At 44.4% G+C, this 20,133-nt stretch carries 19 protein-coding genes; 7 read left to right on the top strand and 12 right to left on the bottom strand.

What is annotated here, in order from left to right:
• Nucleotides 1–424: 424 nt before the first annotated feature.
• The 10 genes from ACTXGJ_RS09925 to ACTXGJ_RS09880 form a co-directional block, all read right to left on the bottom strand.
• On the bottom strand, nucleotides 425–841 hold the full coding sequence (locus ACTXGJ_RS09925; protein ID WP_439240506.1) for a F0F1 ATP synthase subunit epsilon: 417 nt from the start codon (nucleotides 839–841) through the stop codon (nucleotides 425–427).
• Between the two features lie 111 nt (nucleotides 842–952).
• Nucleotides 953–2,386 (bottom strand): F0F1 ATP synthase subunit beta, encoded by a 1,434-nt coding sequence (atpD, locus tag ACTXGJ_RS09920; RefSeq protein ID WP_439240508.1) that lies wholly within the window; start codon nucleotides 2,384–2,386, stop codon nucleotides 953–955.
• Nucleotides 2,387–2,424: 38 nt separating this feature from the next.
• Nucleotides 2,425–3,306 carry a F0F1 ATP synthase subunit gamma gene (gene atpG / locus ACTXGJ_RS09915; RefSeq protein ID WP_439240510.1) on the bottom strand — a complete coding sequence of 294 codons (882 nt, stop codon included), beginning with the start codon at nucleotides 3,304–3,306 and terminating at the stop codon, nucleotides 2,425–2,427.
• Nucleotides 3,307–3,507: 201 nt separating this feature from the next.
• Nucleotides 3,508–5,052, bottom strand: coding sequence for a F0F1 ATP synthase subunit alpha (gene atpA / locus ACTXGJ_RS09910; RefSeq protein ID WP_439240513.1), 1,545 nt, complete (start codon nucleotides 5,050–5,052; stop codon nucleotides 3,508–3,510).
• Nucleotides 5,053–5,161: 109 nt separating this feature from the next.
• Nucleotides 5,162–5,785, bottom strand: a complete 624-nt coding sequence (locus ACTXGJ_RS09905) for a F0F1 ATP synthase subunit delta (RefSeq protein WP_439240515.1) — start codon at nucleotides 5,783–5,785, stop codon at nucleotides 5,162–5,164.
• Between the two features lie 13 nt (nucleotides 5,786–5,798).
• The gene (locus ACTXGJ_RS09900; RefSeq protein ID WP_443565826.1) at nucleotides 5,799–6,269 is read right to left on the bottom strand and encodes a F0F1 ATP synthase subunit B; all 471 of its coding nucleotides are present in this window, start codon (nucleotides 6,267–6,269) and stop codon (nucleotides 5,799–5,801) included.
• 116 nt (nucleotides 6,270–6,385) lie between these two features.
• Entirely contained in the window at nucleotides 6,386–6,634 is a 249-nt protein-coding gene (gene atpE / locus ACTXGJ_RS09895; RefSeq protein WP_010197960.1) for a F0F1 ATP synthase subunit C, read from the bottom strand.
• 33 nt (nucleotides 6,635–6,667) lie between these two features.
• On the bottom strand, nucleotides 6,668–7,534 hold the full coding sequence (gene atpB, locus ACTXGJ_RS09890) for a F0F1 ATP synthase subunit A (protein ID WP_439240520.1): 867 nt from the start codon (nucleotides 7,532–7,534) through the stop codon (nucleotides 6,668–6,670).
• Nucleotides 7,535–8,445: 911 nt separating this feature from the next.
• The gene (locus ACTXGJ_RS09885; protein WP_443565825.1) at nucleotides 8,446–8,844 is read right to left on the bottom strand and encodes an ATP synthase subunit I; all 399 of its coding nucleotides are present in this window, start codon (nucleotides 8,842–8,844) and stop codon (nucleotides 8,446–8,448) included.
• 272 nt (nucleotides 8,845–9,116) lie between these two features.
• Nucleotides 9,117–9,998 (bottom strand): metal ABC transporter solute-binding protein, Zn/Mn family, encoded by an 882-nt coding sequence (locus ACTXGJ_RS09880; RefSeq protein WP_443565824.1) that lies wholly within the window; start codon nucleotides 9,996–9,998, stop codon nucleotides 9,117–9,119.
• Between the two features lie 112 nt (nucleotides 9,999–10,110).
• Between ACTXGJ_RS09880 and ACTXGJ_RS09875 the strand changes: the two genes are divergently transcribed.
• From ACTXGJ_RS09875 to gluQRS, 6 genes are all read left to right on the top strand, one after another.
• Nucleotides 10,111–10,629, top strand: coding sequence for a transcriptional repressor (locus tag ACTXGJ_RS09875; protein ID WP_443565823.1), 519 nt, complete (start codon nucleotides 10,111–10,113; stop codon nucleotides 10,627–10,629).
• A 91-nt stretch (nucleotides 10,630–10,720) separates the two neighbouring features.
• On the top strand, nucleotides 10,721–11,512 hold the full coding sequence (locus tag ACTXGJ_RS09870; RefSeq protein ID WP_439240528.1) for a metal ABC transporter ATP-binding protein: 792 nt from the start codon (nucleotides 10,721–10,723) through the stop codon (nucleotides 11,510–11,512).
• Between the two features lie 79 nt (nucleotides 11,513–11,591).
• Nucleotides 11,592–12,410 (top strand): metal ABC transporter permease, encoded by an 819-nt coding sequence (locus ACTXGJ_RS09865; RefSeq protein WP_443565821.1) that lies wholly within the window; start codon nucleotides 11,592–11,594, stop codon nucleotides 12,408–12,410.
• Between the two features lie 201 nt (nucleotides 12,411–12,611).
• Nucleotides 12,612–13,457 (top strand): metallophosphoesterase, encoded by an 846-nt coding sequence (locus tag ACTXGJ_RS09860; protein WP_439240532.1) that lies wholly within the window; start codon nucleotides 12,612–12,614, stop codon nucleotides 13,455–13,457.
• Nucleotides 13,458–13,724: 267 nt separating this feature from the next.
• Entirely contained in the window at nucleotides 13,725–14,162 is a 438-nt protein-coding gene (gene dksA, locus ACTXGJ_RS09855; RefSeq protein ID WP_439240534.1) for an RNA polymerase-binding protein DksA, read from the top strand.
• A 241-nt stretch (nucleotides 14,163–14,403) separates the two neighbouring features.
• Nucleotides 14,404–15,330, top strand: coding sequence for a tRNA glutamyl-Q(34) synthetase GluQRS (gene gluQRS / locus ACTXGJ_RS09850; RefSeq protein WP_443565842.1), 927 nt, complete (start codon nucleotides 14,404–14,406; stop codon nucleotides 15,328–15,330).
• Between the two features lie 86 nt (nucleotides 15,331–15,416).
• Here gluQRS and ftsW read toward each other — a convergent pair whose 3' ends face one another.
• Nucleotides 15,417–16,613: a putative lipid II flippase FtsW gene (ftsW, locus tag ACTXGJ_RS09845; RefSeq protein WP_439240536.1), complete on the bottom strand. Its 1,197-nt coding sequence runs from the start codon at nucleotides 16,611–16,613 to the stop codon at nucleotides 15,417–15,419.
• A gap of 147 nt (nucleotides 16,614–16,760) precedes the next feature.
• On the bottom strand, nucleotides 16,761–18,188 hold the full coding sequence (gene murD / locus ACTXGJ_RS09840) for a UDP-N-acetylmuramoyl-L-alanine--D-glutamate ligase (RefSeq protein ID WP_439240538.1): 1,428 nt from the start codon (nucleotides 18,186–18,188) through the stop codon (nucleotides 16,761–16,763).
• 418 nt (nucleotides 18,189–18,606) lie between these two features.
• On the opposite strand from murD, the gene ACTXGJ_RS09835 reads away from it, so the two are divergent.
• Nucleotides 18,607–20,106, top strand: coding sequence for a SulP family inorganic anion transporter (locus ACTXGJ_RS09835; protein WP_443565820.1), 1,500 nt, complete (start codon nucleotides 18,607–18,609; stop codon nucleotides 20,104–20,106).
• The last annotated feature ends 27 nt before the right edge of the window (nucleotides 20,107–20,133 follow it).

The raw sequence follows: 20,133 nt of genomic DNA, 5'->3' as shown, positions 1-20,133 counted from the left end.
TGTATATTTTGTTTGTAAGTGCAGCTCAGTCATAGCAAGCTAGTATACTACTAAACTTATAACTTACCCTACTATAGCTTATTGTCGTTAACAAAACCTATAAAGAAGCCCGCCTAAAATCTTAGTTTTCGTCCAAAATCAGATAAATACAGATCTTTTATAAAACAAAAAATAGATAGTGACGTCATTTATAGGTTTTGATTAAAAATTAATAGTTAAGCTAAGTATTATCTAACTATTTAGATAAGCCTAATATAAGTAGCCGAATGATAAAATACTAAGCCAGCTATATACTTTTATGTTAATAATATAACTAAATTCTTGTCTGACTACTAGGGTCTATAAACAAAAAAAACAGCCCCTATGGACTGTTTTTAGCAAAACCTTAAAGTAACTTAGACGCCCGTCTAGCGCATCAAGCTAATTAAGAGCGGTTTTGATACTTACGAATAGTCTGTAGCTGCGCAACTGACTCAGCCAATGAAGCTAATGCTGCATTGGTCTGCAGTGTGTCGGTTTGATTGACTAATAACTGCTCAGCCTGCCGACGAGCTTCGACGATTTTACTTTCATCAAGATTATGCGCACGCATAGCAGTATCGGCTAGTACCGTAACCATTTTTGGCTGTACTTCAAGTACGCCACCGGACACGTAGATGACTTCCTCTTGACCGTCTGGTGTTTGTACTCGCATTGAGCCAGGCTTTAGCAAGGTAATCAATGGCGTGTGACCTGGTAGAACACCAATCTCGCCTTCGCTACCAGTGGCAATTAGCATACTGATCTCGCCTGAATATAACTCTTCACGGGCGCTTACGACGCGGCATTGTAACGTTGCCATACCTAAATCCTTATTATGAAAAAGTCTCAAAAACAGCTAGCTCTCTATAAAGCCAACTAGCGAATGAAAGTGATAAGCCAACTTTATTCGCTAGGCTGACTCTCTAGCGATTTATGCCGCTGTAGATTTCATTTTTTCGGCCTTAGCGACAACTTCGTCGATACCGCCAGCCATATAGAAGGCTTGCTCTGGAAGGTCATCGTACTCACCAGCGATAATCGCTTTAAAGCTAGCAATGGTATCGCGTAGTGGTACATATTTACCAGGTGCACCAGTGAATACTTCAGCGACGTGGAATGGCTGAGATAAGAAGCGCTGAATCTTACGCGCGCGATAAACGACGAGTTTATCTTCTTCTGATAGCTCATCCATACCTAAGATGGCGATGATGTCTTTTAGCTCCTTATAGCGCTGCAATACTTCCTGCACACCACGAGCTACGTTATAGTGCTCTTCACCGATGACTTGTGGATCGAGCTGACGTGAGGTTGAATCTAGTGGATCAACCGCAGGGTAGATACCTTGTGAAGCGATATCACGGCTTAGTACGACAGTCGCATCCAAGTGCGCAAACGTCGTCGCTGGTGATGGATCCGTCAAGTCATCGGCTGGTACATATACCGCCTGAACTGAAGTGATAGAGCCTGACTGGGTTGAAGTAATACGCTCTTGTAGCATACCCATCTCTTCAGCGAGTGTTGGCTGATAACCAACTGCTGAAGGCATACGGCCAAGTAGAGCTGATACTTCGGTACCCGCTAGCGTATAACGATAAATGTTATCAACGAATAGTAGTACGTCACGACCTTTGCCAGTAGCAGGATCTTTAGTATCACGGAAGTACTCAGCCATAGTTAGACCAGACAACGCAACACGTAGACGGTTACCCGGTGGCTCATTCATCTGACCATATACCATGGCAACTTTAGACTTACTAAAGTCTTCAGTGTTCACAACGCCCGCTTCTTGCATTTCGTGATAAAAGTCGTTACCTTCACGAGTACGCTCACCAACACCAGCAAATACCGATAGACCTTCGTGTTTTAGAGCGATGTTGTTGATCAACTCCATCATGTTGACGGTTTTACCAACACCAGCACCACCAAACAGACCAACTTTACCACCTTTTGCGAACGGGCAAAGTAGATCGATAACTTTGATACCAGTCTCTAATAGCTCAGTGCTGTTAGACTGATCCGCGTAGCTTGGTGCTTCACGGTGGATAGACCATTTCTCATCAGCAGCTACAGGACCTTCTTCATCGATAGGACGACCTAGTACATCCATAATACGACCAAGCGTACCAACACCTACAGGTACTGCGATTGGGCCACCAGTATTCGTCACTGGCAAATTACGCTTAAGACCTTCAGTTGAGCCCATAGCAATCGTACGCACGATGCCATCGCCTAGTTGTTGCTGAACTTCTAGAGTGGTTTCGGTGCCATCAACTTGTAAGGCATCAAAAATTTGAGGAACTTCGTTACGGTTGAACTCGACGTCAAGAACCGCGCCAATAATCTGTACAATACGACCGCTACTCATTGCGTTCTCCTTGAACTTCTATATATGGTTGTAGTCAATTATGAAACAGCAGCAGCACCGCCAACGATTTCCGAGATTTCTCGGGTAATCGCCGCTTGACGCAGCTTGTTATAAACCAACTGTAAATCGTTAATTAGGTCACCAGCGTTATCAGTTGCTGCTTTCATAGCAACCATGCGTGACGACTGTTCAGAGGCAATATTTTCCATGACCGCTTGATAAACGATCGATTCAATATAGCGTCCAAGTAATTCATCAATCAAAGTCTTGACATCAGGCTCGTAGATATAATCCCAGCTAAGCTCAGTCTGCATACCGCTAGCATCATCATCAAATGACCCTTCAGGCAGAGGCACTAACTGATTGACTGTTGGCTTTTGCGTCATCGCATTAATAAATTTATTATAGACTACATAAATGCGATCAAGCTTGCCATTAGCATAATCATCAAGCATAGCTTGTACCGGTGAATTCACCTGCTCGAAAGTCGGTTTATCGCCATAATCTGTCACCGCAGAGGTAACTTTACCGCCGAAATTCTTAAAGAAGCTGACGCCTTTGGCACCGATAACGGCGAATTCGGCTTGTACAGACTGATCTTGATAGTCTTGAATACTTTTAGATAAAGCTTTGAACAAGTTAATGTTCAAACCACCCGCTAGGCCACGATCCGAGGTAATAACAATATAGCCCACTTTATTAACCGGACGCGCTACCATATAAGGGTGTTTGTAATCTGATGAGGCATGTACCAAATGCGAGATAACCCGGCGCATACTATCAGCATACGGGCGACCCACTTCCATGCGCTCTTGGGCACGGCGCATCTTACTCGCTGCAACCATTTGCATAGCGCGAGTAATCTTTTGGGTACTTTTAATACTGGTGACTTTGGCACGTATCTCTTTTAAGCTTGCCATAATGATTCCAATATAAGAGGGTTAAAAAGCAGTGGCGCATGCCGCATATGATAGAGATTTAACACTTAATAACAAGGGTTATATGCAAGCATAACGCGATCTAATACCGATAAGGGTTAAAGCAGTGGCGCAACTATCTACTCAGACAACGCGCCACTTGGTATATGATAAGCTAAAACCAAATCGGCTTAACCCATTAAATTAATAACTGTGATTTTGTTTAAAAGTCTCAACAGCTGACTTCAAACGAGAAGCAATATCATCATTGTAATTTGCAGTCTCATTGATTTCCGTCATAAGCTCGCTCTGTTCGTCATGCATATAACGTAAGTAAGCTTCTTCAAAAGAACCGATTTTCTCTACCGGTACATCAGATAAGAAGCCTTCGTTTGATGCATAAATAACCGCCGCTTGTTCAGCAACAGACATGGGCTGATACTGCTTTTGCTTCATAAGCTCTGTGACGCGCTCACCATGATCCAGCTGCTCGCGAGTCGCATCATCAAGGTCAGAGGCAAACTGAGCAAACGCTGCAAGTTCGCGGTACTGAGCTAGTGCGGTACGAATACCACCAGAGAGCTTTTTGATAATCTTAGTCTGAGCTGAACCACCAACACGCGATACTGAAATACCAGCGTTCACTGCAGGGCGGATACCTGAGTTGAATAGGCTTGACTCTAAGAAGATCTGACCATCAGTGATTGAAATCACGTTAGTCGGTACGAATGCTGAGACGTCACCGGCTTGGGTTTCAATAATAGGTAGAGCAGTCAAAGACCCAGTCTTGCCAACGACTTCACCATTAGTAAACTTTTCTACGTAGTCAGCGTTGACTCGTGATGCACGCTCAAGTAGGCGTGAATGTAGGTAGAAAACGTCACCAGGATAAGCTTCACGGCCTGGTGGACGACGTAATAGCAGTGAAATCTGACGATAAGCAACCGCTTGTTTTGATAAGTCATCAAAGACAATTAGCGCGTCTTCACCGCGATCACGGAAGTATTCACCCATGGTACAACCTGAGTACGGTGCGATATACTGTAGAGCAGCCGGCTCAGAAGCAGAAGCAACAACGACAGTGGTGTATTCTAAGGCACCGGTTTGCTCAAGCTTACGAACGACGTTAGCAATAGTAGAGCGTTTTTGACCAATAGCGACATAGACACACTTAATGCCAGAAGATTTCTGCGCGATGATCGCATCGATAGCCATAGCGGTTTTACCCGTCTGACGGTCACCAATGATAAGCTCACGCTGTCCACGACCGATTGGAATCATGGTATCAACGGCTTTATAACCGGTCATAACTGGCTGATCTACTGATTGACGGTCGATAACGCCTGGGGCGATTTTTTCGACTTTATCCGTCATCTTGGCATTGATAGGACCTTTGCCATCAATAGGGTTGCCTAAAGCATCAACAACACGGCCTAATAATTCAGGACCTACTGGTACTTCAAGAATGCGACCCGTGCAATAAGCTTTTTGGCCCTCTTGCAATTGCAGATAATCACCGAGTACGACTGCGCCAACAGAATCACGCTCTAAGTTAAGCGCCATTCCGTAGATTTCGCCTTCAAACTCAATCATTTCGCCGTACATGGCATCTTCAAGACCATGAATTTGCACAATACCGTCAGATACTTTGACAATCGTGCCTTCATTCTTTGCAGTTGCACCTGCATCAAGGTCTTGAATACGCTGCTTAATCAGATTACTGATTTCCGCTGGATTCAGTTGTTGCATTGCCTTGTTTCCTTTAATTTATGATAACCCGCCCACTGACTTAAATGCTCTTACTATCACGCAGCCGCTACTCCTTACTAATATAGTAGCGCTGCGCTTGTGACTGGCATTAGGCAGTTAGCTGTGTTTTTAACTGTTGTAACTTGCCGCGCATCGAATCATCAATGATTTTGTCACCGACTTTTATGGTAGCGCCTGCCAATAGACTAGGATCAACCGTTTCGTGAATCACCACACTAGCATTGAGCGAGGCAGCTAGACGCGTTTGAATCATCTCACGTTGGGCTTCAGTCAATGGATAAGCGGTCGTTACATAAGCATCAAGCTGTTTTAAGCTAGTCGCTTTATGGCTACGATAGTGCTGATAAACTTCAGGAAGTAGGGCTAGACGCTCTTGCTGCGCCAATTGCTCTACGAAGTTGTTTAGCGCTGGTGACACTTTAGGATAGCTAATACTATTACCATAACGAGAACCTTTGCTCTCGCCTAGTAGTTGCTTAAAAGCAGAATCGTTATCACCAGCCACTTGTGAGTCATAAAGATCAACCAAAGCAGCTGACTTATGCTCAGCCGTGATGGCTGGGTTTTCTAGCCAAGTACGAAACGCTTTGTCATTGACAATGTTACTTGCAATAAACAAGAAATTTTCCCACTCGTTTATAGCCCCGTTTTCATTGGCATAGTCAAACGCGGCTCTTGCGTAGGGTCGTGCTAAGGTTGATAAATCAGCCATTATATCCTCACAGTTACAGCTTCGCCGCCAGTTGGTCTAACATGCTAGCATGTTTTTGCTCATCGACTCTATCTTGCAAAATCTTTTCAGCACCAAGGACAGAAAGCTCTGCCACTTGCGCACGCAGTGACTCGCGCGCTTGATTGATCTCTTGATCAATTCCTGCTTGAGCTTGCTGGCGAATACGCTCACCTTCCGCTTGCGCTTGTGATTTTGCATCTTCGACCAGTTGATTAGCGCTCTTATTCGCTTGCTCAATTAAGGCTGCAGCTTTAGTCTTAGCCAGTTCAAGCTCTTGCTGGACATCTTGCTCTGCCGTAGCCAAGTCAGCTTTTGCTTTCTCAGCGGCATTTAGGCCATCAGCGATTTTACGCTGACGATCATTGATTGCGCCGATAAGTGGTGGCCACACGAATTTCATGCAAAAAACCACAAATATTGCAAAAGCAATGGCTTGACCGACGATGGTAAAATTGATGTTCACGTGATCACCTCTTTGTTAATGAAAAATCAGTGTCATTGATCCTGTCTAACCGTCAGACTCTGTATAACTTAGCAGACAACTTAAGACGGTCAAACAGTTACAACTGAGCTTTCTGATTAACCTGCTAGAGGGTTAGCGAACAACAATAGCATAGCGATACCGACACCGATCATTGGGATCGCATCAAGTAGACCTGCTACGATGAACATACGAGTTTGCAATTGTGAACCAAGCTCTGGCTGACGGGCTACGCCTTCCAAGAATTTGCCACCTAAGATCGCAAAACCAATACCTGTGCCAAGTGCGCCTAAACCGATTAGTAGCGCTACTGCGATAACTGTGTAACCACCTAATACTGGATCCATTGATGTATCCTCTTATGCCTATTGAATGTCTAATTAATGTTCAGTTGATGATGCTAATGACATGTAAACTATCGTCAGCATCATAAATACGAACGCTTGAAGGGTAATAATTAAGATGTGGAAGATAGCCCACGGTACTGACAACGCCCATTGAATCCAAAATGGCATCAGGGCAATCAGTATGAAAATCAACTCACCGGCATACATGTTGCCGAATAGTCGTAAGCCTAAAGAGATAGGTTTCGCTATCAGAGTCACAAACTCTAAAATAAAGTTAACTGGAATTAAAATAATTTGTAAGATTGGGTTTTTGGCGCTGAACGGATGTAGCGTTAACTCACCAATAAAGCCGCCGACACCCTTTTCTTTGATACTATAGAAAATAATCAACGCAAAGACCGCGAATGACATACCAAGCGTAATGTTAGGATCAGTCGTTGGAACGATTTTGAAGAAGACATGATGCGGATCATGACCCATCATCGCGCCGATTTGGCCAGCAAGCGCTGGAATAAAGTCAACCGGCAATAGATCCATCAAGTTCATCAGGAATATCCAGACGAAGATGGTTAATGCTAAAGGCGCAATCAGTTTTGAGGTACCACTATAAGAATCGCGAACGTTATTATCAACGAACTCAACGATCATCTCAACGGCAGCCTGCGTTTTGCTAGGTACTCCTGAAGTCACCTTTTTGGCAACCATCCAAAAGATAGCACAGAACACTATGCCCAAGCCTATTGACCACAACATAGAATCAAGGTGGATAGCATTAAAGCCCATGGCACTCGCCTCTTCAGCGGTGTAGGCAACTTTCCAACCTTCGCCCGGCAAATAGCCGTACGTCCAGTTTGTTAAGTGGTGAGAGATATATTCTGTTGTTGTTTGTTCGCCTGCCATAGTGTCAGCTTCTCATTAATCAACGATTTAATCAATTACCAAAAATACGGTCGTTATAAACTAAGAAAATAGTCATTTAAATGTGCAGCAATACTCTTGCCATCTTACAATATTTAAATTTACCTCAAGCTTATAACAGCCAACCTAATCTAACTTGTAATACTAAGGTAATTTGCAGTACCAGGATAAGCAGTACCAAGAAGATTAGCACTGTTACAAATACCTGTTTTTAATAGCATTTCACTGAGTTGCAGAAATTTTAGCTAGCAAAAAAGGGCTTATGAGTAGTTCTTACCAGCCCTTGGTACTGACACATAATCCTATTATGTGGCCTCTTGCTTGTTTCTCATAGTGAGAATGGTGCTCACTGAGACACACTCAAGCAAAATATTTAGCTGTATATCTTAATGCAGCGTAGTAATCATGTAAAGTCAATTATTTATATTTTATCAAAGGTATAAGTAGCGTTTCTACTGATAGCCGATAGGGATGGACATTTGCGCCCAAAAATAATTTATAAAACATCAGTGCTTTACTCTTTAAATGGCGTTTATAACTGATATTTTTGACTTAATTTGCAACATATTCTAGTTATTTCAACGTTTCATGCTACTTTTTGACTGATGAAAAGTAAAAACAATGTATCTGTTCATTAGCGGTAAGCTCATTTTGTCGCTTTAAAGCAGCGACTGTTCACTCAGCTAGTATTCAATTAAGGGATATCATTAGTCATGGAGAAATTGGACGGCAGGATGGCTTTTCTACGATATAGCTTTTTTCTTTATAATTTATAAATAATTTACTTTATAGTTTATAAACAAATAGTAAGGTAAAAGCATCACACTATAGACAAAACTGCTTTATATTTAGGGACCTCCATAACATAGAAAAGTCGCCATATAAATAAGCCTTTAGCGTATACGCCATAACATCCAACTGTGACTAATCTGCATGACCATAAAACCGATAAATAGCGCTGGGGCCGATAGGGGTTTTATGGTGATAAAGATTAGTGCGAAACCAAATAGAGTCAATAGCCATTTGGCCATTTGGCCTCGATAGAGCTGATTGACAATATGCAAGCGAGCACGGTAGCCCGTGTGCCAAAAAACAAATCCAGCAAAAACGGCTTGGGTTATAAAGCTAAGCAAAGCACCAATGGCGGTGCTTTTTGCTACTAAAAGCTCACTATGCAGCCAGATGTTATCTATCAGCCAAGTGATAATGATCAGGATAAATAGTATCCAAGCTTGGCGTTTGATATAGATACTGATTTGCTGGTTTTGCGTACGTTTAGCGGGCTTGGTCATTATCAATCCTAATGCGCAGATCGTATCCAAATTACCAAAAGTCAAACCATGAAATTAGCATTCATCAGTTCGCTATCGCGTAATTGTCATCTGACCAAAACAAAACGTCGCTTATTGTAAGTACTCTGCTACTCTTTAGCAAGCTAATTATAATAACTGCCGCGTCATAACCGCCATATAATAACTAAACAAGCAAATATTCAATAGATCAAGCAAAAAGAGGCGTTCTCGTTAAGTAAACGCTAACGCCCAAAAACAGGCTATTGATGCTATCAAGACGTACACTTCATTATCTGCTGCGCCATCTCGCTCCAGCCTGTCACAAAGTCGTTGCTCCCGCTCATATCCTCTAACTGAATAGTCGTTTTAACCGGCTGCAGCTTCGTGATAAGTCCTTTAGCTGGCTTGCTCTGCGTCACCAAGCACATGCGTTTGTTTGGACGCTGCTCATTCAGCCAACGTAGCTGACTCGCTTTTGGCGCTAAATGATGATCGCTACTGAGACTACCAACCAGCTGCAAATTGAGACTGGGTTCTAAGTACTGATAAGCATCATGGTAAGCCCAGTAAGGTCGTCTCTGTTTTCCGTTTTGTAGCTGAGCCGTGACTGCCCTATCCATCCGCTGCGCAAATTTCTGTGCATTGGCTTGATAGAGCGTTTTATTTTTTGGGTCGGCATGACTGTGGATAACGGCTAAAGCCCGCGTGATGGCTTTGGCGTTTTGAGGATCTAACCAAATATGGGTGTCTAACGTATTGGCTATTGGCTTGCCCTTGACATCGCGCATGGGATAACGCTTGAAAGCATCAAAAGCAAATAAAGAGATAGCATTAGGCGCAGTATCTAAGCTTTGAGCTAAGTTGTTTTCTAGTGGCGCGCCAAACCAAACCACAAAGGTACTGTCTTGAATCGCTTTGATATCTTTTGGGCTGATGCTACCGTGATGCCCTACTTCACCTGGGTTTAGGAGTTGCTTGGCGGACGCTGCGCCTGCTGTTACCGCTTCACTTAGCAAAAATAAAGGATAATTACTGACGCTTACGGTGTTGGCCGCTTGCGCGCTTGTACTAAACAAGCCTGCTACTAGAAAACTTGCAACTAGGCTCTTAAGCCAAGACTTCAAGGATAGTATTTTTTTTTGCATCGGTTTCATAATGTCACTTTAGCCAATTGGTTTTGATAGTTGTCATTAAATAATCTATTTTCTAACTATCATTATGTTATACTATAACAATAAAAAGTGCACTATTATTTTAGGAGCGGTTATGGTCCATTCTTTATTAGCTAGTCATCATCTCCATGACGTCCAGCAGTTCAGTGCTAATGAGGTGCATGCGCGTCTGACTGCCGCTATAGAGCAATGTCGCCTTCGCGGTGTGCGATTTACGCCGCTGCGTCAACAGATCTATGAGCTGGTATTGCAAGCTGAGCGACCGGTTGGCGCTTATGATTTGATTACCCAGTTGCAGCAAGCTCGCCTGCTAGACAAAGACCACGAGCATCGAACCAAAAATGTCGCACCGCCAACGGTTTATCGTAGCTTAGAGTTTTTATTGGCTGAGGGCTTGATTCATCAGCTCACCTCCATTAATGCTTATGTGCCTTGTTGTCACCCTCGGGCTCAGCACGCCGCGGCATTCTTGATTTGTGAGCAGTGCCAGCGGGTACAAGAATGTAGCAGCTTACCGGTGCAAGAGATGATGAGCTTTGCCGAGCAAGATGTGGGGTTTATGGTCAATCATAGCGTTATCGAATTAAGCGGTCGCTGCCAAGCTTGTCAGTAGTTTTTTATTCAGCTCATAATTCTGCTAAGGCCTTCTATTATGATTTTATGCCCTTTGCCTTTAAAGCCGTTCTCTAACCAACAGGTCAGCTATGATCTCAAATAATTTATCATCTAGACCTTCACTCTTACCGCTTCACTCAAATGATAGCGCTAAGCTGCTGAGCCTTAACAATGTCAGCTACGATATCGATAGGCAGCGACTGCTATCACATATCAGTATCGATATCGCTGTCAATGAAACGGTGAGCCTTATCGGTCCCAATGGCGCGGGCAAATCGACTTTAGTGAAGCTTATCTTAGGCCTTATTACGCCTAGCGCGGGTACTATAAAAGCTCATCAGCCTCTACAGCTCGGCTATGTGCCTCAGCGTTTCTCAATACCGCCTATCTTACCTCTGCGAGTCAAAGACTTGTTAGCGCAAGCGGATAAACGCCGACTACAGCCGGAGCAGCGGCAGTTTATTTTTGATAAGTTGTCTCTGAATCATTTGTTATCACGGCAAATGGGTCATTTATCTGGTGGCGAGACGCAGCGGGTGCTGTTAGCGCGAGCCTTACTAGATAAGCCAAATCTATTAATCTTAGATGAGCCGATGCAGGGGCTTGATCCTGATACTGAAGTTTGGCTCTATCAGTTCATCGATGAGCTGCCGGAGTTCTTACGCTGTGCGATGCTCGTGGTATCGCATGATCTGCATTGGGTGATGAAAGGTAGCCGGCGCGTCATTTGTCTCAACAAGCACATTTGCTGTGAAGGGCAACCGAGCGAGCTTGCTATCACCAGCGAGTTTCAAAAGCTCTTTGGTCATCATTATGAGCAGCCTTATGTGCATCAGCATCACGCTTGTGAGCATCATGCCCCTAGCGATTTGGCACCATAAGTCCTCAGTCGCTATGAATACCACTTTATATTGAAGCTTCTATAAATACCTTTTAGTGCCTATTTAACGGATATCAGTTATGACTGCTTGGTTAGCCATTATTGCCCCGGCTTGGATTGCCGGCAGTATTCTCGCGCTGCTCTCAGCCCCTTTAGGCTGTCTCGTGTTATGGCGGCGTATGGCTTTTTTTGCCGATGCTTTAGCGCATGGTACGCTCTTGGGTGTAGGACTCGCGGTTCTTTGGCAGTTACCGATGGGGTTTGGCGTCGGTATTGTCAGCGTGCTGGTAGTGCTCGGCTTAGTGGTGATTGACGATGAACGTTTGCCAATGGATGCGGTATTAGCCGTAGTTGCAGTTACTTTATTATGTTTGGGTTTGCTGACACTTACTCAATTAACGGACCAACAAGCCAACGTCTTAGGGTTTTTATTTGGTAATTTATTAGAGCTAGATTGGGCGGATTTGCCGATATTAGCAGCGAGTGTCCTGATAGGATTGGCCTTACTTATCTATATTTGGCCCGCGCAAATCAAACTAGCTACCCATGAAGCCTTAGCTCGTATTCAAGGCGTAAACCCGACCTGGCAGCGCTTGTTTTTTATGGGAATACTAGCAGGATTTTGTGCGATCGCTTTACAAGCGGTCGGTAGCTTATTAATTAGTGGGCTTTTGGTACTGCCCGCGCTAAGCGCCAGATTATGGACAACATCACCGAAGCAGATGGTCGTCTTTGCGCTCATTATCGCCCAGTGTGGGGTGACTTTGGGAGTATGGGGCAGTGTCTGGATGGATATACAAACCGGTCTTTCAATTGTATTAGTGCTCGCTATTTTATTTTTCATCGCGTTATTTTTCTCAAAACTGCTTACTAGATTGACCCTAACTAATCGCAAATAAAAAGTAAACTACGAGCGGATATTATTGATCATCGCGCTTACCTTTATCGACTTTCTTTTACTAAGTAGTTGGTTACTGCATAAAACTGTGCTATAAACAGGCAGATATCTAATCGCTAAACGGTTAATAGACGACCAGGAAGTGTTAAGGTTATCAGAGCGTTTAGGATTATTATCTACTATGACCTAAGAGATCTTACTCATGCTGAGCTACCCCACTTATCGAGTAAACAAGCCGGATGGACCGTTAAACATTCTGCAAATTACCGATATGCATTTATTGCCACTAGCTAGTACAGATAATGCTGAAGACCATGACGATGAAAAACCCAACTGTCGGCACTGCTTTGAAGCCAATCTCGCGCAAGCGCTTGCTGAAGATATTCGTTGTGATTTGATAATAGTAACCGGAGACTTACTCAGTAAAGTTGAGACATCAACTTATGACTATATTTTTGATGTACTTCATAACACGCAGATACCTTTTGCTTGTATTGCCGGTAATCATGATGTCACCGACGAGTCTAGTCATGACCTGCCCTTTGAGCAACGCGAGCTGACGGCTTGTACTATGGATTCGCGGCTGCTGAGTCAACATGTGATTGAGACGGACTATTGGCAGGTGTTATTGCTAGACTCTTCAATCCCTGGCAAGATTGCAGGTGCGGTGACTGAGGCGGATATGGACTGGCTGTGCGCGCAGCTTGAGACTTGTAATAAGCCAGCTTTACTAGCAATACACCATCACGTACTACCGATGTATTCTGAGTGGATAGATGCGCACATGATAGAAAACGCCGATTATTTTTGGCAGCGTATAGCCTCTTATCCGCACTTAAAGGTCATTATCAGTGGTCATACGCATCAAGAGCAAGTCCGTCATCGAAATGGGGTAACAGTTTACTCGACCCCATCGACTTGCTACCAGTTTATGCCTTATGAGGATGACTTTAGTTATGATAAACAAGCACATGCCGGCTATCGCTGGTTGCAATTAGCCAACAATGGTAATCTTGCAAGCTGGGTCAAAAGACTAGATACTTGGTAGCCGGTTTTTAGTGGCATAATGAATAATAGCAAACAGTGGACGTTGGTTAGTATAATAATGATAAAGGAAGTAATCGTTATTAGCTTAATATGAGCGATTGATAACGTATCGCATCACATTGGTGCTAGGTTTATCTATCATATGATTGGCGTACCCCGTGGTGAAACGTTCTAGAAAGGACAAGTCGTAGGGCGATAGATGATTTTTGAAGCCTTGTCTTTTGCAACATCGTTTTGTTGAATTAATTTGGAAAAATAGGATACCCTTATGAGCACTTCAACGACGTCTCCAGCTGAGGTAAAATTTACCCCTTATGTTCCTGCCAAAGACGAAGAGTATATGTCTGATGCGCAGCTTGAACATTTTAAAGCGATCTTACTCGACTGGAAAAGCCAGCTTATCGGTGAGGCTGACCGTACTAAGACTTATATTCAAGATGAGTCAAGCGCTATGCCAGATATCAACGACAGAGCGACTCAAGAAGAAGAGTTCGCCTTAGCACTGCGCACTCGTGACCGTGAGCGCAAGCTGATTCGCAAGATTGATAAGTCGATGGCTGAGATTGAAAATGACGACTATGGATTTTGTGAAACTTGCGGGGTTGAGATTGGCCTGCGCCGTCTAGAGGCGCGTCCGACTGCTACGCAGTGTATCGACTGCAAAACCTTATCAGAAATGAAAGAGCGTCAAAACCAAGGTCAATAGCGAGTCCTTAGCGATATCTATAAATTCTCAAAGCGAGCGCTCTTGATAGAGTCGCTCGCTTTTTTATGCGCAAAATTAAATACGCTCGAACCAACAAATGCGCCTTTAGCCCTACTAAAAACTAATATATTTTCAAAGCCAGCTTGTTTATGCTAGTGCCATTATTTTATCTCGGCAGCCGAATACTGTGAATTATCCTACAAATAATAACGATCCTTTTTTAGCAGGGCCTTCAGCTTTAATAGAGCCTTCAGCTTCCCTGCTTACTCAAAGGCCTATAGGCCGCTTTGCCCCTTCTCCTACGGGTGAGTTACATCTAGGCTCTTTGACGACAGCGCTGGCGAGCTACTGTCATATCAAATCTTTGGGTGGAGAATGGTTACTACGTATAGAAGATACGGATACTGAGCGCTGTGATCGGCAGTTTACCGAACAGATATTGATAGATCTAGAGACGCTTGGTCTACAGTGGGATGGTGATGTTATCCACCAATCTGAGCGCATCGATATCTATAACGATTACCTACGGGAAGCGCTAGCACCTTTGACTTATGGCTGCCAATGCTCACGTAAAAGCTTAGCTAGATATTGGGATAATATAGAAAACTTGAGTGACTTGATACCTAACAAGCAACGTTATCCGCGCTGCTGTATTGCCAAGGATTTAGATAAACAACAGCATAAGCTACGCTTGCAGCTACCAAATTATGCCATTGGCTTTATGGATGGTATTCAAGGGATACAATGGGATAATCCACAACAGACTTTGGGCGATATGGTAGTACGTCGGCAAGACGGCATGATCAATTATATTTTAGCCGCGAGTATCGATGATGGTTTACAAGGTATTACCCACATTATGCGTGGGCTAGATATCTTGCCAATGACTACCGCGCAAATCAGCCTATTACAAATGTTAGACCTGTCTGCAGTCAGCCACTGGTATCATTTGCCACTGATCTGTCATGCCAATGGGCAAAAACTCTCTAAACAAAATCTAGCTCAGCCTATCGATACTCGTGATCCAAGCGCACTCATTGCGGAAGCTTTAAAATTATTACAACAACTGCCCGTTGATTTGGATACGCCAGAGCGGATGCTAAGACAAGCTATTAGCCAGTGGGATAACGCACCGCTACAAAATAAACAGCAATTAGCTATTTTTTAATAGCTAATTGCTAATAGCGTTCTACGCACCATACAAAAGCTATTATTTATGCTTGCTGCTCATTACAGGTCAACTGATTCACCTTATTAATAATGACGACATTGGCTCTTTTCGATCTCAGGGCTTTCTTTATATATCTTCAGCAATAACGCTACCATCACTAAGCTAATCAGCATCGAGGAGCCGCCATAGCTAAAGAACGGCATAGTTAGGCCTTTCGTCGGCATCGCACCCATATTCATTGCCGCATTGATAATCGTCTGCGCAATAAAGATAATACCAATACCAAAAGCGGTATAACTCATGCGCATCTGCCGACGTTTCAGCGCGTTATAGCTAATACGCATGGCGCTACCGATAATTAAAGCTTCGAGCAGCAGTACCAAAGTTACGCCAACAAACCCCAGCTCTTCGCCAGTGATGGCTAACAAAAAGTCCGTATGCGCTTCTGGCAGGTGTGAGAGCTTCTGTACGCTCTCGCCATAACCGACTCCGGTAAACTGACCGCGGCCAAAGGCAATCAAACTACGCGCCAACTGATAATCGGTATCCTGAATATCATCAAAAGGATCTAAGAACGATAAAGCTCGCGTCAGTCGATATTGAACCAAGGTTACTGCTAATACCCCAAGTACGCCAACTACCGCCCCTAGCGCGATAAACTGCTTATAAGGCGCGCCGGCAATATAAAATATCGCAAATACCGTCCCAACGATGACCACCAATGAGCCAAAATCTGGCTGCAATAATAGTAAAAAGGTCATCATACCGATGACTAGTGAGATTCGCAAAAAGCCATCCCAACCATTACGCACCTCAAAAGAGCGGCGCACCACAAAGTCGGCAACAAAAATAATAACGACTAGCTTAGCAAGTTCAGCGACCTGGAAGTTGAACACCCCTAAACTCAACCAACGCTTTGAGCCATTGATCGGCGTGCCAAATAAAGTGGCGACTAACAACAGCGCTGTCACTATCAATAAAAAGAACTGCGTACCCGTCTGATACAGCATCTTAAGCGGTACAAACTTATAAGGTAAAAATGCCAAAAATAGACCAATGCACATATAGAGCAATTGGTTTTTGAAAAAATAGAGCTCTGTCATCCCGCGACTGAGTGCAAAAGGTATAGAGGCAGAAGCGACCATTAGCAAACTCAGTACCAGCATGCAACCCACGCTAGCTAACAAAATAGCGCGAGCTGAAGGTAGGGACAACACGCCGTCACTACTGGTTTTGGCATAAGAGCTGGAGTTTGAGCGAGAAAAAAAAGAGAGCGCCATAATATTCAAATATACTAACAAACAAAAAATACGGCGTTCAGCGAACACCACCATCAAAACCTAAAAAATAACTCATGCCAAATTTTATTATAAACTATAGAATAAATAATCAGTAATATCTATCACTTATAAAGATTTATAGCTCATTCAGCTATCAGCGGTATCTTGCGTCACTAGCTGCTGCACCAACTGACTAAAATGCTTACCGCGCTCAGCATAACCACTGAACTGATCGAAGCTGGCACAGGCTGGAGACAAGAGTACCGCTTGCACTTGCGATAAGCTGCTATCTGTCACTTGCTGAATACAATTAAAAGCGTTATCTAGCGTCTGGCACTGATGCAATCTGACATCGTCGCTAAGTTCGGCTTCGCGCAAATGCTGCTCAATGAGCTTGGCATCCTCACCGATAATGAGCACTTGACTGACATAGTGGTTAATGAGCGGCGCCAATTCGCCGAACTGCTGGCCTTTTGCTTGACCGCCTAATATCAACAACAGCTTACCATCTTTTGGTGTATAGACGGCTCCTAGGCCTTCAACCGCCGCCATAGTCGAGCCGATATTAGTGCCCTTTGAGTCGTTAAAAAAGTCGATATCAGCCACTGAAGCTACAAACTGGCAACGATGATCGAGCCCCGTAAACTGCTGTAACGTGGCGATCATACTCTCTAGAGGCAACCCTGCCAACTCACCCAAAGCAAGCGCGGCCTGCGCATTAAGCAAGTTGTGACGACCCTTGACCGGTAGCTGATCAGAGGATATGAGGCGCTCGGTACCGCGAGCCAAATATATCTGCCCATCAGGATCGGTAATCAAACCATATTGATCTTTATCAGGAGCATGAATGCCAACACTGATACGAGGCAAATTGTCCGCGACTAAAGGCCGAGTCAAGGCGTCTTCACGGTTGACGACTACCGATTTTGCGCCTTGAAAGATACGGTGTTTGGCCTGATGATAGCCGAGCATATCGCCATGTCGGTCTAGATGATCAGGAGACATATTGAGCACAGTCGCCACTTGCGCGCCTAAGTTGCTGACAGTTTCTAACTGAAAGCTGGATAGCTCAAGGACCACCAGCTCCATGTCTTTATTGGCTAGTAAGCTCAAAGCCGGCACGCCAATATTGCCACCGACGCCTACCTTCACCCCAGCATCACTTGCCATCTGTCCCACTAAAGTGGTGACGGTGCTTTTGGCGTTGGAGCCGGTGATAGCGACTATTGGTATGCTACAAGCTTCACAAAACAGCTGAATATCACTGACGACTGGTATATTAGCTTGCCGCGCTTGCGCCACTGCTGGGGTTGTTAATGAGATGCCAGGGCTGATGATAATACGCGCTGCTTGTAATAATAACTCGCTGTCAAGGCCGCCAAATTGACGAATCTCGACTGCAGCTGGTAGCTGGTCAGCCAATACTGGCGTAGGGTGATTGTCAGTGACTGCAACACGATATCCTTGCTCGGTGAGATAATGTGCTACTGATAATCCGGACTGTCCTAAGCCAACGACCACTTGTAGGCCACTGCCTTTATGAATCAATGTCGCTGGTGCCTCAGAGGTCGACATATGCTTTCCTTATCTTAAACTATGGAAGCGCTCTGAAATGCGAATCACGGATGAGAGCAATCACGTCATTCTGAGCGATTAATATAAGCATCATAACGGTATCGTTGATATTTCGGTACTGCTTTTTTGCCACTTTGTGCTATTATGCCCATGTTTTTATAGCTAATAACGAATGGCTAATATCTTAGCTGTTATTAGTTTATCATGTTGTCACTAGCAGCATGCCTCTGCAACTAGTATCAAGCCCTATTATCTCACTATTCGTTATTGGCTTTTGCTTATATGCAAGTGTCATATCTTTTGACAGGCTCAGTCTGTTGAGCCACGTCTTAGCTCTCTTGTCAGTGACTATTATCAGTAGATAATAGGCTCATGATCAGCGACTACCTTTTTGCCTCTTACTCTATGCAGCTTTCTTATGATATCTTTTGTTGATAACTTACGTGATGAGTGGTTCTCTAATGTTCGCGGCGATATTTTGTCAGGACTCGTCGTCGCCCTCGCCTTGATTCCAGAAGCCATCGCCTTCTCTATTATCGCCGGCGTTGATCCGAAGGTAGGTTTGTACGCCTCCTTTTGTATCGCTGTCGTCATAAGCTTCGTTGGCGGACGCCCAGGGATGATCTCGGCGGCCACCGGTGCGATGGCATTAGTCATGGTCGATCTCGTTGCTGATCACGGGCTCCAATATCTGCTAGCGGCAACCTTGCTATGCGGCGCTATTCAGGTGGTGATGGGTATCTTAAAGCTTGGCAATCTCATGCGTTTTGTCTCGCGCTCAGTGGTGATAGGCTTTGTCAATGCGCTAGCGATTTTGATCTTTGCCGCCCAGCTGCCTGAACTCAATCCGATGACGGAGCGGGTCGGTATGACCGTCTATATCATGACGGCGGTAGGCTTAGCGATCATTTATTTGTTTCCACTTATTCCAAAGATTGGCCGCATTATCCCTTCACCGCTGATTTGTATCGTCGGTTTGACAGCGGTGGCGATGTACATGAATCTAGACATTCGTAATGTCGGCAGTATGGGCGATCTGCCCGATTCGCTGCCGGTATTCTTATTGCCAGATATTCCGCTCAACCTTGAGACGTTACTTATCATCGCCCCCTACTCTATCGCTTTGGCTATCGTCGGCTTGCTTGAGTCGATGATGACCGCGACCATCGTCGATGAGCTCACGGATACGCCGAGTGATAAAAATAAAGAGTGCCGCGGTCAAGGTATCGCTAACGTCGTCTCTGGGTTTTTTGGCGGTATGGCTGGCTGTGCAATGATCGGTCAATCGATGATCAACGTAAAGTCTGGCGGCCGTACTCGTTTATCGACTTTAATAGCGGGCATTGTGCTACTGATTATGGTGGTGTTCTTGAGCGAATGGGTCAGCCAGATTCCGATGGCAGCGCTAGTAGCGGTGATGATTATGGTCTCTATCGGTACCTTCAACTGGCAATCCATTCGCGAGTTTAAAACCCACCCTATGTCATTTAATATTGTGATGCTAGCGACAGTGTTGACAACCGTCATCACCCATAACCTTGCGTATGGTGTCGGTGTCGGCGTACTATTATCCGCCTTAGCCTTCGCCAATAAGATCGGGCAATTCTTGACTATATATAGCGATTATGACGATAGCACCAATACGCGCTATTATTATGTGCAAGGGCAAGTATTCTTTGCCTCGACCACGCAATTTCTAAACAGCTTCGATACCAAAGAAGCGTTAGATATCATTCATATCGATGTCAGCCAAGCGCATTTTTGGGATGTCAGCGCCGTCGATACGCTTGATAAGCTCGTCATGCGCTTGCAACGCGAGGGTATTGATGTCAAAGTAGTTGGACTAAACAATGCCAGTCGTACTTTGATCGATCGCTTCTCTATCCATGATCGCCGCGATATTGGATTGCTTGATTAGATAGCTCATGTCATTTAGCTAATACGG

This window comes from Psychrobacter sp. 1Y11 (assembly GCF_052259045.1).
Lineage (GTDB): Bacteria > Pseudomonadota > Gammaproteobacteria > Pseudomonadales > Moraxellaceae > Psychrobacter.
Note: the sequence above shows the minus strand (reverse complement) of the source record. Positions and strands in the feature narration are given on the sequence as shown.

Bases quoted from the DNA above. Each gene is read 5' to 3' on its own strand.
- murD (WP_439240538.1), bottom strand. From the start codon at position 18,188: ATGTCGACCTCTGAGGCACCAGCGACATTGATTCATAAAGGCAGTGGC.
- ftsW (WP_439240536.1), bottom strand. From the start codon at position 16,613: ATGGCGCTCTCTTTTTTTTCTCGCTCAAACTCCAGCTCTTATGCCAAA.
- atpA (WP_439240513.1), bottom strand. From the start codon at position 5,052: ATGCAACAACTGAATCCAGCGGAAATCAGTAATCTGATTAAGCAGCGT.
- ACTXGJ_RS09835 (WP_443565820.1), top strand. From the start codon at position 18,607: ATGATATCTTTTGTTGATAACTTACGTGATGAGTGGTTCTCTAATGTT.
- ACTXGJ_RS09860 (WP_439240532.1), top strand. From the start codon at position 12,612: ATGCTGAGCTACCCCACTTATCGAGTAAACAAGCCGGATGGACCGTTA.
- ACTXGJ_RS09865 (WP_443565821.1), top strand. From the start codon at position 11,592: ATGACTGCTTGGTTAGCCATTATTGCCCCGGCTTGGATTGCCGGCAGT.
- atpE (WP_010197960.1), bottom strand. From the start codon at position 6,634: ATGGATCCAGTATTAGGTGGTTACACAGTTATCGCAGTAGCGCTACTA.
- ACTXGJ_RS09905 (WP_439240515.1), bottom strand. From the start codon at position 5,785: ATGGCTGATTTATCAACCTTAGCACGACCCTACGCAAGAGCCGCGTTT.
- ACTXGJ_RS09925 (WP_439240506.1), bottom strand. From the start codon at position 841: ATGGCAACGTTACAATGCCGCGTCGTAAGCGCCCGTGAAGAGTTATAT.
- ACTXGJ_RS09880 (WP_443565824.1), bottom strand. From the start codon at position 9,998: ATGAAACCGATGCAAAAAAAAATACTATCCTTGAAGTCTTGGCTTAAG.
- ACTXGJ_RS09885 (WP_443565825.1), bottom strand. From the start codon at position 8,844: ATGACCAAGCCCGCTAAACGTACGCAAAACCAGCAAATCAGTATCTAT.
- ACTXGJ_RS09875 (WP_443565823.1), top strand. From the start codon at position 10,111: ATGGTCCATTCTTTATTAGCTAGTCATCATCTCCATGACGTCCAGCAG.
- ACTXGJ_RS09870 (WP_439240528.1), top strand. From the start codon at position 10,721: ATGATCTCAAATAATTTATCATCTAGACCTTCACTCTTACCGCTTCAC.
- atpG (WP_439240510.1), bottom strand. From the start codon at position 3,306: ATGGCAAGCTTAAAAGAGATACGTGCCAAAGTCACCAGTATTAAAAGT.
- dksA (WP_439240534.1), top strand. From the start codon at position 13,725: ATGAGCACTTCAACGACGTCTCCAGCTGAGGTAAAATTTACCCCTTAT.
- atpB (WP_439240520.1), bottom strand. From the start codon at position 7,534: ATGGCAGGCGAACAAACAACAACAGAATATATCTCTCACCACTTAACA.
- atpD (WP_439240508.1), bottom strand. From the start codon at position 2,386: ATGAGTAGCGGTCGTATTGTACAGATTATTGGCGCGGTTCTTGACGTC.